This is a genomic window from Bradyrhizobium sp. CCBAU 051011, from assembly GCF_009930815.1.
GTDB lineage: Bacteria > Pseudomonadota > Alphaproteobacteria > Rhizobiales > Xanthobacteraceae > Bradyrhizobium.
In genome coordinates, this window is sequence record NZ_CP022222.1 from 7,700,690 (window position 1) to 7,714,671 (window position 13,982).

Annotated in this window: 13 protein-coding genes; 4 read left to right on the forward strand and 9 right to left on the reverse strand. The window is 63.2% G+C overall.

The annotated features are described in order from the left end of the window. Nucleotides 1-241: 241 nt before the first annotated feature. Nucleotides 242-1,717, forward strand: a complete 1,476-nt coding sequence (locus tag ACH79_RS36340; protein ID WP_161855222.1) for an SGNH family hydrolase — start codon at nt 242-244, stop codon at nt 1,715-1,717. Between the two features lie 7 nt (nt 1,718-1,724). Here ACH79_RS36340 and ACH79_RS36345 read toward each other — a convergent pair whose 3' ends face one another. From ACH79_RS36345 to ACH79_RS36360, 4 genes are all read right to left on the reverse strand, one after another. Next, complete coding sequence (locus ACH79_RS36345; protein ID WP_161855223.1) at nt 1,725-2,024, reverse strand: acylphosphatase; 300 nt, start codon at nt 2,022-2,024, stop codon at nt 1,725-1,727. Beyond that, entirely contained in the window at nt 2,021-2,902 is an 882-nt protein-coding gene (locus ACH79_RS36350) for an oxaloacetate decarboxylase (RefSeq protein WP_161855224.1), read from the reverse strand. The genes ACH79_RS36345 and ACH79_RS36350 overlap by 4 nt, the downstream gene beginning before the upstream one ends. A 124-nt stretch (nt 2,903-3,026) precedes the next feature. Further along, on the reverse strand, nt 3,027-5,042 hold the full coding sequence (locus ACH79_RS36355; protein ID WP_161855225.1) for an acetyl/propionyl/methylcrotonyl-CoA carboxylase subunit alpha: 2,016 nt from the start codon (nt 5,040-5,042) through the stop codon (nt 3,027-3,029). 138 nt (nt 5,043-5,180) lie between these two features. Continuing rightward, the gene (locus ACH79_RS36360; RefSeq protein WP_057861131.1) at nt 5,181-5,390 is read right to left on the reverse strand and encodes a hypothetical protein; all 210 of its coding nucleotides are present in this window, start codon (nt 5,388-5,390) and stop codon (nt 5,181-5,183) included. 108 nt (nt 5,391-5,498) lie between these two features. Here ACH79_RS36360 and ACH79_RS36365 point away from each other — a divergent pair, with 108 nt between their 5' ends. From ACH79_RS36365 to ACH79_RS36375, 3 genes are all read left to right on the forward strand, one after another. Then, a complete protein-coding gene (locus tag ACH79_RS36365; protein ID WP_161855226.1) occupies nt 5,499-5,675 on the forward strand; it encodes an RNA polymerase sigma factor region1.1 domain-containing protein in 177 nt (58 codons plus the stop codon). Nucleotides 5,676-5,753: 78 nt separating this feature from the next. Beyond that, nucleotides 5,754-6,515 carry a thermonuclease family protein gene (locus ACH79_RS36370; RefSeq protein ID WP_161856746.1) on the forward strand — a complete coding sequence of 254 codons (762 nt, stop codon included), beginning with the start codon at nt 5,754-5,756 and terminating at the stop codon, nt 6,513-6,515. 56 nt (nt 6,516-6,571) lie between these two features. Beyond that, on the forward strand, nt 6,572-9,031 hold the full coding sequence (locus tag ACH79_RS36375) for a PAS domain-containing sensor histidine kinase (protein ID WP_246738268.1): 2,460 nt from the start codon (nt 6,572-6,574) through the stop codon (nt 9,029-9,031). Here ACH79_RS36375 and ACH79_RS36380 read toward each other — a convergent pair. The 5 genes from ACH79_RS36380 to ACH79_RS36395 form a co-directional block, all read right to left on the reverse strand. Then, nucleotides 8,962-11,076 carry a bifunctional diguanylate cyclase/phosphodiesterase gene (locus ACH79_RS36380; RefSeq protein ID WP_246738269.1) on the reverse strand — a complete coding sequence of 705 codons (2,115 nt, stop codon included), beginning with the start codon at nt 11,074-11,076 and terminating at the stop codon, nt 8,962-8,964. The two genes, ACH79_RS36375 and ACH79_RS36380, sit on opposite strands and share 70 nt — an antisense overlap. 132 nt (nt 11,077-11,208) lie before the next feature. Further along, nucleotides 11,209-11,769, reverse strand: coding sequence for a hypothetical protein (locus ACH79_RS44450; RefSeq protein ID WP_246738270.1), 561 nt, complete (start codon nt 11,767-11,769; stop codon nt 11,209-11,211). Between the two features lie 92 nt (nt 11,770-11,861). After that, nucleotides 11,862-12,389, reverse strand: coding sequence for a hypothetical protein (locus ACH79_RS36385; RefSeq protein WP_161855228.1), 528 nt, complete (start codon nt 12,387-12,389; stop codon nt 11,862-11,864). Between the two features lie 341 nt (nt 12,390-12,730). Beyond that, nucleotides 12,731-13,222, reverse strand: a complete 492-nt coding sequence (locus tag ACH79_RS36390) for a ferritin-like domain-containing protein (protein ID WP_161855229.1) — start codon at nt 13,220-13,222, stop codon at nt 12,731-12,733. 74 nt (nt 13,223-13,296) lie between these two features. Continuing rightward, the gene (locus tag ACH79_RS36395; RefSeq protein WP_161855230.1) at nt 13,297-13,749 is read right to left on the reverse strand and encodes a PPC domain-containing DNA-binding protein; all 453 of its coding nucleotides are present in this window, start codon (nt 13,747-13,749) and stop codon (nt 13,297-13,299) included. Between the last annotated feature and the right edge of the window lie 233 nt (nt 13,750-13,982).

Here is a 13,982-nt window from a genome sequence, read left to right on the forward strand (position 1 = left end):
CGTTTGTCGATCATCTGGCCGACAGGTGAGCCAGCTCACATCCAGGCGAAGCCGCCCGGTCTCTTCTATCAGCCGACTGAAAAGTAACTTGTTGGCGACTGCCCGAATGCGCAGAAGTTCCGGTTCCGCAAAGCCGGCAACAAACATCCGTCAAACACGCCGATGTGCACGACAGGACAGTTGCGCAGATATCGGCGATCTGGCTTGATGGCCGCGTTGGGACCGCGTTCTCGGTAAGAGCATGTCCAACAAGCCCAGACTACTCTTTGCCAGGAGTGGCCCGCTGATTGCGCTGGCAATCGCGGTGGGCATGTTGTTGAGCGTCGGCGAGCCTACCTCGGCGCAGTTCTTCAATTTCGGCGGATATCAGCAGCAGCAGCAGCGTCCGCCCCCGCAGCGCAACGGCGGCTGGTTTGGCGGCGGCGGCTGGTTCTCCAACGACGCTTACGAGCCGTTCCAGCAGCGAGCGCCGCCTTTGGAAAGGCGGCAGTCCCCACCGCCGCCACGCGAGGATTTTTCAAGGGCGCCGCCGCCCGAGAAGCGCGCAACCGTCCCAACGCGCAGTGTACTGGTGATCGGCGACGCCATGGCCGACTGGCTGGCCTACGGACTTGAGGGCGTCTACTCCGAGCAGCCCGACTTCGGCGTGATCCGCAAGCACAAGACGACTTCGGGCCTCATCAAGTACCAGCCCAAGGGCGAGCCCGCTGACTGGGTCGCGGCTGCCAAGGTCATTCTTGCGGCTGAGAAGGCTGATGCGATCGTTGTCATGCTCGGCCTCAACGACCGCATACCAATCCGGGAACCTGTCGACGAGAAATCTGCCGACAAGAAGGGGGACGGAAAGGTTCCACAAGCCAGCGCTGAAACCAAAAACGCCAAGCCTGGCGCACCGGATGGTACGGCCAATGCAGACGGCAAGCGCGTCGACGGCGAATTGTCGCCCGACGACACCGGCCAGGCGGCAGCCCCCGAAAAGGTGGCGCGCTCGCCGAACGGCGTTTCTGAGTTCCGCGACGAACGCTGGGTCAAGCTCTACAACAAGAAGTTGGACGACATGATCGGGGTTCTCAAAAGCAAAGGCGTGCCGGTCTTGTGGGTCGGTCTGCCGGCCGTCCGCGGCCAGAAGAGCACCTCCGACATGCTGTTCCTGGATAAGCTCTACCGCGAAGCTGCGGCCAAGGGCGGCATCACCTATGTCGACGTCTGGGAAGGCTTTGTCGACGAGGCCGGCAATTTCGTGCAAAGGGGCCCTGACTTCGAGGGCCAGATCCGTCAGTTGCGGACCAATGACGGTGTCTTCTTCACCAGGGCTGGCGCGCGCAAGCTTGCGCATTATGTGGAGCGCGAGATCACGCGCCTCCTCGCGCGTTTGCCGATCGCGCTGCCGAGCGAGCCGGCAACACCAGATGCCGACGCCGTGCCCGGCCAACCCGCGCCGCGGCCGCTGGCCGGACCAATCATCCCCTTGGTCGCGTCCTCCATCGCGCCGGATCAGTTGCTTGGCGGACCGGGTTCACGCCCGGCCGCGCTCGATTCTATCGCCACGCGCGCGCTGGTGAAGGGCGAAGCACTTTCTCCGCCCGCCGGCCGTGCCGACGATTTCGTATGGCCGCGCCGCGAGATCGGCCGCGAGCACATCAAAGGTGACCCTCTCGCCGCATCTGCAGCCATGCCGCCGACCGCATCGGCGAAACCAAAAAAGTATCGACGCTAAGAGACGCTCAGATCGTCGGCAGCACAGAGAAGCGCTCCCCTGCCCGTCGCAACCTCAGCATGTCAGGACCAACGGCTTCATCATGCACCGCATCGACTCGCGCCGACGATGGCCCACGCCGGCATTCCTCGATCATCGCCGTAACGGCGCCCGCGGAGCCGGCGAACACCGCCTCGACGCTGCCGTCGCGACGATTGCGCACCCAGCCTTCCAGATCATGCGACCGCGCCTCGTCGTCGACAAAGGCGCGGTAGCCGACGCCCTGCACCCGGACCCTGATCGTGACATGACGGATCGCGTCGCTCATGACTTCTTCAATCCGAGAAATTCGGAAAGCCGCTGCTTGACCTCGTCATCGCGCACCAGACGATTGGTGAGCTGCGCCGATGCAAGCCCCTTCAAGTCCTTCGGTCTCGTGCCTTCGCGCAGCGCTTTCAGCGTATCATGGACCGCCAGCGTCGCCGCGGCGAATGGCGTGTGGCCCTGCAGGGCAATCTTCACCCGCTGACTCCTGAGGAACGCAGCGTCGTCGAGTTCGCCCTGGGTATTGCCGAGAACGATCGGTAGCGTCGTTACCGCCGCGATCGCCTCGACTTCCCGGCGCCTCGTAAGACCCGTGAAAAACAGCGCATCGACGCCGGTCGCGTCATAGGCTCTCGCCCGCGCCAGACAGTCCTCGAAACTCGACGCCCTTGGTCCGCCGCCGCGTGTTCCGGTCCGGCCCATGATGACCAGTTGCGGATCGCTGCGCCCGTCGAGCGCCGCCTTCATCTTGCCGACGCCCTCCTCCAGCGAGATCAGTTGCGGCTCGGCGACGCCAAAGGCCTGCGGCAGCAGCGTATCCTCGATGGTGAGGCCCGCGGCCCCCGCCGCTTCCAATTCCTGAACGGTACGGCGGACATTGAGTGCATTGCCATAGCCATGATCGGCGTCGACCAGTACCGGCAAGGCAGAAGCGCGCGACATCCGCCGCATTTGTTCGGCCAGTTCGGTCAGCGTGATCAACGTAATATCGGGATCGCCGAGGATCGCCAGCGAGGCCACCGAGCCGCCGAACATGCCGAGCTCGAAGCCGAGGTCTTCGGCGATACGGATCGAGGTCGCGTCATAGACCGACCCCGGCCGGATGCAGGTGGGGCCGTTGAGAATGGTACGCAATCTCTCTCGGCGCTGACGGAAAGCCATTTCCTATCCCCACTCTTTGTTATTCCGGAGCGATGCGAAGCATCGAGCTATGGTGCGCAATTGCGCACCTGAGAATCTCGAGATTCCGGGTCTGGTGCTGACGCACCATCCCGGAATGACAGTCTCAAGCAAATTCAAGAATCAACGCATCCACTGCCAGCGTCGCGCCGGCCGCGGCGTGGATCTTCTTCACCGTGCCGTCGCGCTCGGCGCGCAGCACGTTCTGCATCTTCATCGCCTCGACCACGGCCAGCGTCTCGCCGGACTTGACCTCCTGCCCTTCGGAGACCGCAATCGACACCACGAGCCCGGGCATCGGGCACAGCAGCTTCTTGCCGGTATCGGCCGCCGAGTTCACCGGCATCAGCCGTGCCGCCGCGGCTTCGCTTTCGGTGAACACCTGGACCGCAACTTCAAAGCCTTGATGCGCCAGGCGGATGCCGTTCGGGATCGCGCGCACCTGCATCGCCACGAAATGGCCGTCGATGGTGCCCTGCCAGACCGGCTCGCCCGGCGTCCAGGCCGAGATCAGATTGTGCGGATTGCCGGGCAGACTATCGGTGCCGATGAAGCGCACCGCGATGCCGTCGGCCTCGCGCGCCACATCAAGCGCGATCTCGTCGCGATCGAGCCATACCGCGCGGCGGCGCTCGCGCTGCACCAGCCGGCCGGTCAACTGGCCGGAAATCCGCCGCTTCCGTTCGCCAAGCACATGATCGATCGCAGCTCCCACGGCGGCGAGCCGCCGCGCGATCTCGCCTTCCGGCGGGCGCGCGGAAAATCCCTTTGGAAATTCCTCCGATATGAAGCCGGTGGAAAGCTTGCCCTCGCGCCAGCGCGGATGGTTCATCAGCGCCGAGAGGAACGGAATATTGTGTCTGATGCCGTCGACGTAGAACGCGTCGAGCGCGGTGGCTTGCGCCTCGATGGCGGCGGCCCGCGACGGCGCGTGGGTGACGAGCTTTGCGATCATGGGATCGTAATGGATCGAGATTTCGCCGCCCTCCTGCACGCCGGTGTCATTGCGGATAGTGACGCCGTCCTGACTCACTTCCGTCGGCGGACGGTATTTCACGAGGCGGCCGATCGAGGGCAGGAAGTTGCGGAACGGATCCTCGGCATACACGCGCGATTCGACCGCCCATCCGGTCAGCGTGACGTCCTTTTGCGCGATCGAGAGCTTCTCGCCGGCGGCAACGCGGATCATCTGCTCGACGAGGTCGATGCCGGTGATCAGTTCGGTGACGGGATGCTCGACCTGCAGACGGGTGTTCATCTCCAGGAAGTAGAAGCTCTTGTCCTGGCCGGCGACGAACTCGACGGTGCCGGCGGAGTCGTAATGCACGGCCTTCGCCAGCGCGACCGCCTGCTCGCCCATCTTGCGGCGCGTGGTCTCGTCGAGCAGCGGGGACGGCGCCTCCTCGATGACCTTCTGGTTGCGGCGCTGGATCGAGCATTCGCGTTCGCCGAGATAGATCACGTTGCCATGCTTGTCGCCGAGCACCTGGATCTCGATATGGCGGGGGTCGACGATGAACTTCTCGATGAAGACACGATCGTCGCCGAACGAGGATTTTGCTTCAGCCTTGGCGAGGTTGAAACCTTCGGCGACTTCCGCCTTGGAATGCGCGATCCGCATGCCCTTGCCGCCGCCGCCGGCAGAGGCCTTGATCATCACGGGATAGCCGATCTCGTCGGCAATCTTCACCGCCTGCTTGTCGTCCTCGATGACGCCGAGATGGCCGGGCACCGTGGAAACCTTGGCCTTGGCCGCGGCCTTCTTGGATTCGATCTTATCGCCCATCGCGGCGATCGCGCCCGGATTGGGTCCGATGAAGACGATACCGGCCTTTTCGAGCGCGCGCGGAAACGCTTCACGTTCGGACAGGAAGCCATAGCCGGGATGCACCGCCTGCGCGCCGGTCTTGCGGCAGGCCTCGACAATCCTGTCGATCAAAAGATAACTTTCGGCCGCGGCCGGCGGGCCGATCAGCACGGCCTCATCGGCCATTTCGACATGCAGCGCATCGCGGTCCGCCTCGGAATACACCGCGACCGTCTCGATCCCCATTCGGCGCGCAGTCTTGATGACCCGGCAGGCGATCTCGCCGCGATTTGCGATCAGAATTCTTTTGAACATGTTCTTCTTGCTTGAGCTTTGGGCAGGATCCTCCCCCGCATTGAGACATGCGGGACGCGGGGTAACCCACCCGTCGTACAGCAAAAATCGATGGAGGCAACGGTCTCGTATCGGCTGGCCGCCCTGCCCGGCGGCCACTCACCCGGAATAGGAATTGAAGCGACCCCGCGCATAGGCATGGGATACCGCCTTCATCAGTTCGCCAACCTCGGATTCCAGATATTCGTTAGCCAGGATCAGCGCGCGGATCGTCGCCCGCATGTCGCCGCCGCAGGCCGAAATCGCCTGATCGACCGCCGATTCAAGCTCGTCGCTCTCTTCGGATTTCGGCTGTGAAGAGAACGACATGAGAGCTATTCCGTGTTGGGCGAGCGCGCATGTTCCTATTTTGTTCTTATGAAGTCAACACGTCTTCTGCTTCCCTTAGGAGCACACCGATTTCAGGAGAGCGATCACATGGACTTATCGGCAATGATCAAAAGAGCGATCGAGATCGGCGAACGGCCGGGGTTCATCACCTTCGACCCGCTCAACGAACTCACCTTATTATCGGCCACGACGATTGAGGCCGAAGATATCGAGATTCTCCTGGGGGCCTTGAGCGACCGTGGAATAGACGTCAGAGAGGCATAGGCCGCGACGCTTGGTCCCTGGATACTGACATGTGCTAGAAGACACCGGCAGGTGTGGAATTGATTTGAAATGAAACAGATGCGGTCCCGAATTTTTCTGGTTGCGGCATTGCTGTCGATCGCCTTTCCGGCCAGCCAGAGTTCGGCCGCCACCGCCATCGTCCGGGATGGCGGCACGCTTCAACTGGGCAACGTTACCTTCCGCCTCGACGGCATCGATGTTCCGACCATCGACCAACTCTGCATCGACGAACGCGCCGATAGCTGGACCTGCGGTATCGAGGCGCGCGATCAACTGACCAAGCTGATCGGCGGCAAACAGGTCCGCTGCGACGATCTGGGTCCCGATCCCTCTTACAAGAAACGGCGCATCGGCGTGTGCAAGATCGAGGGCGAGACGACAAGTCTCAGCCAGTTGCTGGTCCGCAACGGCTTTGCCTTGAATGTCGAAGCCTCAGCCAGCGGGCGCTTCCAGCCGGACGAAGCCCGCGCCAGAGACGACCGCCAAGGCCTCTGGAAAGGCTGCTTTGTCGCGCCGCGCGAGTTCCGCGCCGGGAAAAAGGACGGCGCCCTGCTCGGCACTGCATGTCGCGCCGACCGCGACCGCGAAATCCGCGAGACCTTGTTCCCCGATGATCTCGTGATGCCCGCGGGCTGCAATATCAAAGGCAAATTCGCCGTCCGCGCGCGTGTTACCGGGAACCTTGGCATCTATCATCTGCAGGCGTGCCGCTCCTATCCGGGGTTGAAGCAGGATCGCTGGTTCTGTTCCGAGGAACAGGCGCAGGCGGAAGGGTTCCGCCAAGCTTACAACTGCCGGTCACCATCCAAGAGCAAATGAAGCTGGAAAGATTGCCGCCTCCTGTGTGAAAGTGCCGGCAGAGGTTGCCGGCCCGCATGACCCCTTCCGATTCGAACGTCTTGCCCGAAATTGCCGCCGCCGAACGCTTGCGGCAGCATCTGCAGGAAATCGCGAGCGAGCGCGACAGCGCTCATCGCGCCTTGCAGGAACGCGAAGCGGAGCTGGCGCGGATCCAGCGCATCGCCGGCGTCGGCGGTCTCGAAATCGATTTCCGTGATGGCGTCAAGAACCGCCGCTCGCCCGAATATCTCCTGGTTCACGGCCTGCCACCGGAGGCTGCCAATGAGAGCTATGAGGAATGGGTCAGCCGGATCCATCCCGAGGATCGCGAGCGAACGGTCCGGCACCTGTTCGGCATCCTGAAGAGCGAGAGCGAGGATTATTCGGCCGAATACCGGATCGTGCGGCCCAATGACGGCACGACCCGCTGGATCCGCGTCGTCGCCAAGATCGAGCGCGACGATGACGGCCGGGCGCTGCGCCTGGTCGGCGCCGATTGCGACGTCACTGCGCAGATGCTGGCGCAAGAAACCTTGCGCGAAAGCGAGGAGCGCTTTCGCCTGATCGCCGACAGCGCCCCGGTCCCGATCTGGGTCACCAAGCTCGACCGCACGCGCTCCTTCGCCAACCAGGCCTATCTCGATTTCCTCGGCCTGCCATTCGAGGAAGCCATCGTATTCGACTGGCGTAAGCGGCTGCATCCGGAAGACATGGCGCGCACCCTGCAGGAATCGGTCGCCGGCGAGGCCTCGCTGAAGCCCTTCGTGCTGGAAGCCCGCTACCAGCGCGCCGACGGTGAATGGCGGTGGCTGCGCTCGGAATCCCAGCCGCGCTGGGATCCGACCGGCAACCATATCGGCTTCATCGGCGTCGCCCACGACATCACCTCGGCCAAGCAGGCCGAGCACGATCTGCGCCGGCTGAATGACATCCTCGAATTGCGGATCACCGAGCGGACTGCGCAGCTCGAGTCCAGCGAAGCCCAGATGCGGGCGATCTTCGAGACCAGCCATCAGTACCAGGCGCTGCTCAACCAGCATGGCGACGTGCTCTATGCCAACCGGACAGCGCTTGCCGGAATCCGCGCTGAAGCCAGCGCTGTGGTCGGCCAGCCATTCTGGGACACGCCGTGGTTTGCCGAGACCTCCGGCATGCGCGACGCCGTGCACCACGCCTTCCTTGCTGTGATGCGCGGCGAAGAGGTCAAGATCGAGATGCTGCTGCATTTGCCGATCGGCGACCGCTATTTCGATTTTGCGATGCGCCCGCTGCATGACCGCCACGGCATCGTGATCGGCGCCGTGCCGGAGGCCATCGACGTCACCGAGCGCCGCCAGGGCGAGGAAGCGCTGCGCCAGTCGCAAAAAATGGAAGCGGTCGGACAATTGACCGGCGGTGTGGCGCACGATTTCAACAACCTGTTGACCATCATCCGCTCCGCAACCGATTTCCTGCGCCGTCGCGAACTGCCGGAGGAGCGACGCCGCCGCTACATCGATGCGATTGGCGAGACGGTGGAGCGCGCCTCCAAGCTGACCGGACAACTGCTGGCGTTCGCCCGCCGGCAGCCGCTGAAGCCGCAGGTGTTCAATATCGGCAACCAGGTCGAGGCCGTGGCGCAACTCATCCGCCCCCTCGTGGGCGCCCGGATCAGGATCGACGTCGACATCGCCGATATCAATTGTTTCGCGATCGCCGACATCGCGCAGTTCGAAAACGCGCTGATGAATCTCGCCGTCAACAGCCGCGACGCCATGGATAGCGAGGGTCGGCTTATCATCCGCGTCCGCAAGGTGGACGCCATTCCCCCGCTCCGCGCCCAGCCCGCCCGCCACGGCGATTTCGTCGCCGTCACCGTGACAGATACCGGTATCGGCATTGCGCCCGAATTGCTCGAGACAATCTTCGAGCCGTTCTTCACTACCAAGGAAGTCGGCAAGGGCACGGGCCTCGGCCTCAGCCAGGCGTTCGGTTTTGCCAAGCAGTCCGACGGCGACATCGCGGTCGCAAGCACGCCCGGTCACGGCGCGACCTTCACGATCTACCTGCCTCAGGCCGCGATGCCGGCCGATGCGGACGACGCGGCCGCGACGGGCAGCGAACCCGCCGCGCGCGGCCGCGGCTACCGCGTGCTCGTGGTCGAGGACAATGACGACGTCGGACAATTCTCCACCGAGCTCTTGGAAGATCTCGGCTACACCGTCCGCCGTGTCGCCAGCGCGGATGCCGCGCTCGCGATCCTGGCCGAGGACGAATTTTCCGCCGATCTGGTGTTTTCCGACGTCATCATGCCCGGCATGAACGGCGTCGAACTCGCCGGCATTATACGAGAACGCTATCCCGGCCTGCCCGTGGTGCTGACCAGCGGCTACAGCAACGTGCTGGCGGAAAACGCCCACCGCGGCTTCGAACTGATCCAGAAGCCCTATTCGGTGGAATTGCTGTCGCGGATTCTCAGAAAGGCGATTTCCGAGGCGCGGCCGCAGCCGGGCTGAAGCAGCCTAGTCTTGCGCCTCACGCCGCGGCCTCGACGCCGGCCTTCCCCGACGCCAGCAGCGCGGATTTCCTGCGCCGGACACGCCGCGCTGAACAGATAGCCCTGCATCTGGGTGCAGCCGAGATTCTGTACGGTCTCGCGCTGCTGCAACGTCTCGACGCCTTCGGCGGTCGTGATCATGTTGCGGTCGGCAGCGATGCTGACCACCGCGCGGATGATCGAGGCCGACGACGAATTGCGCGTCACTTCCTTGACGAAGGACCGGTCGATCTTGATCTTGTCGAACGGAAAGCGCTGCAGATATTGCAACGAGGAATAGCCGGTGCCGAAATCGTCGAGCGCGATGTGAATGCCGAGCGCGCGGAGCTGGTTCAGCGTCGTCAGCGCCGCGTCATCGTCCGCGATCAAGACGGCTTCCGTGATCTCCAGCTCCAGCCGGCGCGGGTCAAGCCCGCTTTCATTGAGGGCTGCGGCAACCTTCAACGACAGCGTTTCCGAGCGGAACTGGATCGGCGAGACGTTAACGGCGACGCGGACATGCGACGGCCAGGTCGCAGCTTCGGCGCAGGCGGTGCGTAACACCCACTGCCCGATCTCCTCGATCAGGCCGGTTTCCTCGGCGACTGGCACGAAGTCGGCGGGCGAAACCATGCCGCGCACCGGATGCCGCCAGCGCAGCAGCGCCTCGCAGCCGGTGACGACGTCGCTGCGCAGATCGACCTGCGGCTGGTAGTGCAGCTCGAAGCCGCCCTCCGCCAGCGCGGCGCGCAAATCGGCCTCCAGCTCGCGGCGATGATTGGCCTGCTGCTCCATTTCGGGGTCGAAGAAGCGATAGGTTCGTCGGCCGGCCGCCTTCGCCGCATACATCGCAAGATCGGCGCTCTTCAGGAGATCGAACAGGTCCGAGCCGTCGCGCGGGGCAATCGCGATGCCGATGCTGGCATCGCTGGAAAAGCGATGGCCGTGGCAATCAAAGGGGGTGCGCAGCGCCTGATAGATCCGCGCGACCAGCGCATGAACGTCCTCGGCGCTCTCGATGCCGTCCTGCAGGATGGCGAATTCATCGCCGCCGAGACGGGCGATGAAATCTTCAGCTCCGACCGACTGGCGCAGCCGCTCCGCCACGCCTTTCAGGAATTCGTCGCCGATCAGATGTCCGAGCGTGTCGTTGATGCGCTTGAATTCGTCGATGTCGATATAGAGGATCGCGAACTTGCGCCCCTCGGCTTCCAGCAGCAATCCCTCTGCATGGCGCTGAAACAGCGTGCGGTTCGGCAGATTGGTCAGCGCGTCGTAGTGAGCGAGATGCTCGATCCGCGCCTGGTCGCGCCGCCCTTCGGTGACGTCTTCCAAAGTCGTCGCCCAGCCGCCGTCCGGCGAGCGCTTGAAGATCAGCCGGATCGTGCGCCCGTCGGGTGTCGAGGTTATGGTGTCCTGAACGAGGCTGCTGTTGGGATCGAGAAACCGCGCGCAATAGGCGTCGACATCGCCGATGAAGGAGCCGCGCTCCTGGCGGTGCCGGATCAGGTCGCGCAGGTGACAGCCGGGTTTAACCACATCCGGCGACAGGCCGAACATGTCGATGTAGCGGCGGTTGCAGATCACGAGGCGCCCGAAAGAATCGAATAGCAAAAGGCCCTGCGTCATGTTGTTGATGGCAGTGTCGAGATGCTGGCTCTTTTCCGAAAGCTTGTGCTGCGCGGCGGTATGCTGGCGGCGGAGCTGGCGCACGATCAGGAAGACCATCACGATGACAACGACGATCGCGAGGCTGGCTGCGCCAAACTGCAGCCTGGTCTGCGCTCGCCAGTCCGCCAGCGCGGCCTCGGTCCTTGTGGTCGCCACGATCAGGATGGGAAAGTGCATCAGCGACTTCACCGCGCCGACCTTGTTTTCCGGCAGCCTTTCGCTGGTGAAGCGCCCGGAAATGTTGCCGTCCACCGCCAGCGCGCGTTGAAACGCCTCGGAGCCGGCAACGTTGTAGCCGACCAGGGTGTCATCCTTGGGATAGCGGGCAATGATGGTGCCGTTGCGGTGAATCATCGAGATCGCGGTATCGCCATTGAGCTCCAGCGATCCGACAAAGGCGTCGAAATGAGAAGGCTCGACGCCGCGGCTGGCAATCCCGATGACCTCGCCGTTGCGGCCGACGAGCTTGCGTACAAACAGCGTGGTTCAGTTCTTCGTGACCTTGCTGAGGACCGGCTCCACGATCACATCGGGCGTTGGCCGTCCCGACGCGATATCCTTGAAATATTGCCGTTCCGCGATGCTGACATCAGGTACCGGCCACATCTCGGAGGAGTTGATCAGCCATCCCTTGGCGTTCCACAGGTTCAGTGCCCCGACATGCGGCAGCGCCGCGAGCTTGGAGCGCAGCATCTCGTGCGCGCTTAAGCTCGACATTCTCTGTTCGAACTCGTCCGCTGTATCGATCCCGTCGGCGTGCATGCCGGCGATGACATCCTCGTGCACATGCTGGAGATCACGAAGCTGCTGGTCGAAATGCCGCGACAGCAAGAGCGCGCTGTTGTTGAGTTCACGCTCGGCGACTTCCAGCGCCCGCTCCCGGTACTGCATGGCGAAATAGCCGGTGCCGAGCGTGATCGCGAGCACGATGCCTGCAGCACTGATGATCAGCCACTGGATCGCACCCAGTCTGATGGGCCACGGCAGGCCGGCACGGTACGCCGGCTGGCTCGCCGCGATGACGTCTTCCGATGAATTGCTCAGCATTTTCGCTGCCCCCACAGCCGCTTGTTGTAGGGAACACAACCCAAAAGGGCGTTAGCAAAATGAGTTATCGCAAGGTTAAGGTATCAGCGGAATCAGGCGCTTTCCGCGATCTCAGCTTCCTTGAGGCTGCACTCGATCAGTGCCCCGTCGATCGAAAACTCCGAGAACGGCGACAGCGCGGTCGCGGCCTGCAGCGGCGCGAAGAACTGCGCATCCCCGGGGCTCTTCAGGAAGAAGCGGATGTGGCTGGCGGTCATCGTATCACGCGACAGCCACACGATGCCGGAGAACAGCGCCACCATCATCTGGGCGTATTGGCCGGCGCCTGCGATCCCCAGTTCGTAGATCGGCGACACCACGATGAAGCGCGCGCGCAGGATGGGGTTCGGAAACTTGCTCATCATCAGCCGGCTGACCTGGCAGGCCGCATGAATCCGCTCGCCGTCGGAAAGGCAGTAGAGGTTGGGATTGTCGCCGTCCTTGGTCAGGGCGTCATAGGGGGAGAAGCTTCCGGTCGAAAAGGTCGAAAAGTCCTCGCCGACGCTTTCGGCATCCTTCTTCCACTGGCCCTTGATCGACCGCCAGGACCTATCCGGCTCTTTCATCGGCAGCAGGCGCATGGCTTAACCAGGGGTTAATGCAGGAGCTGAAGCCGACATTTTACGGGCGGCGGCTAAACGTTTGCTTACGTTGGCGCCTCCCGAGCAAATAATTGTAAGCGCTCGCCAATCCGGCTACTTCAGCGGGTATTTTCTACCGGCGCTCCCTCGACGCGGGGCTGGCTGTGACGCGGATTGTACTGCTCGCCCATTGGACCGACGCTCTCACCATCGGAGCAGCGATCGAGCGGCTGCTCAGGCGATGGACAGTATACGTCGCATCCGGCCCGATAGCGATATCGCTACGGCGCGGCGGTGCTCCGTGTCGCATAGCCAGGAGCACCGCCGGCCGCCGATCGCTCTCAGGCGGCGGCTTCGTAATTGACGGCTATTTCCGCAATCTTGGTCAGGATCTCGTCGGTCTTCTTTTCTTCGGCGAGTGTCTGGTCGATCAGCTTCACGGCCTGCGGATTATTGAGCTTGGTCGCCCAGGCTTTCAGCGTGCCGTAGCGGGAAATCTCGTAATGCTCGACCGCCTGCGCCGCAGCCAAGAGGCCGGCGTCCAGCGCTGGTGTGTCGGCGTACTCTTCCATGACCTCCTTGCCCTCGTCGATGATGCCCTCGATGGCATCGCATTTCTTGCCGCGGGCGGCCTTGCCGAGCAGTTCGAAGATCTTTTCCAGACGCTCGACCTGTCCCTCGGTCTCGTCCTGATGCTTTTCGAACGCAGCGCGCAGCTTGTCAGAATTGGCGGCCCTCGCCATTTTCGGCAGCGCCTTCAGGATCTGTTTTTCGGCGTAGTAGATGTCCTTGAGAGCATCCAGAAATAAATCGTTGAGGTCCTTCTCAGCCATGACGTCCTCCATTGATGGTGCGCTGACAACAGAGGGCCGCGTTAAATGGTTCCTAAAGCGAAGCGGCGAATGCGTCAGCCGCCGCTGGCCCCAAGGTCGATCAGCGCAATCCCGAGGTCGGCCCTCTTCCTGCGTCGAAGGGTCGCCGGCACCTCGGTCAGGACCACTTCGAGCGTAGGCCTCACCGTGCCCGCCAGAAGATGACCGCCGCGCGTCGAGCCATCGGCCAGCCCTAGCACGACATGGACATGGAGGCTGGGCTGGCCGTCATCGCCGTCAGCCACGTCCCCGAGCGCACTCAGGACCTCGCACTGCTCGCCGACTTCGATCTTGCGATAGCTTTTCGAGCCGATGTCGAACCATCCGACCGTCGCCCGTTCGAAGGCGCCGATCGCCGTCAGCGACGCCGCCGAAATTCCCGCTTCCCTGACGAACCGGGTGAGCGCGGCAAAGGCCTCCTCGCCCATGTCCAGAATGACGACGTGAACCTGCGCCTTATCGTCGGCAGCGATACGCTTGCTTTTCATGGGTGACCTCGCCTTTGCAGTTGGGGTGCATTGGGCCTGGCGTGCGAAGTTCCATGACGATGCACCTCAATCGATTGTCCCGATCAATCGGCACTGTCTGACATCGTTCCCGGTCCACCGGGCCGAGCATCGTTGCGGCTCCGAGCCGGGAGGCCACCGTTGGATGGGCGTGCGCCTGCGCGCTGATTGCACTGCTTGGCTTCTGGCCCTATCCGGTCGGGCATCGCGTCCGC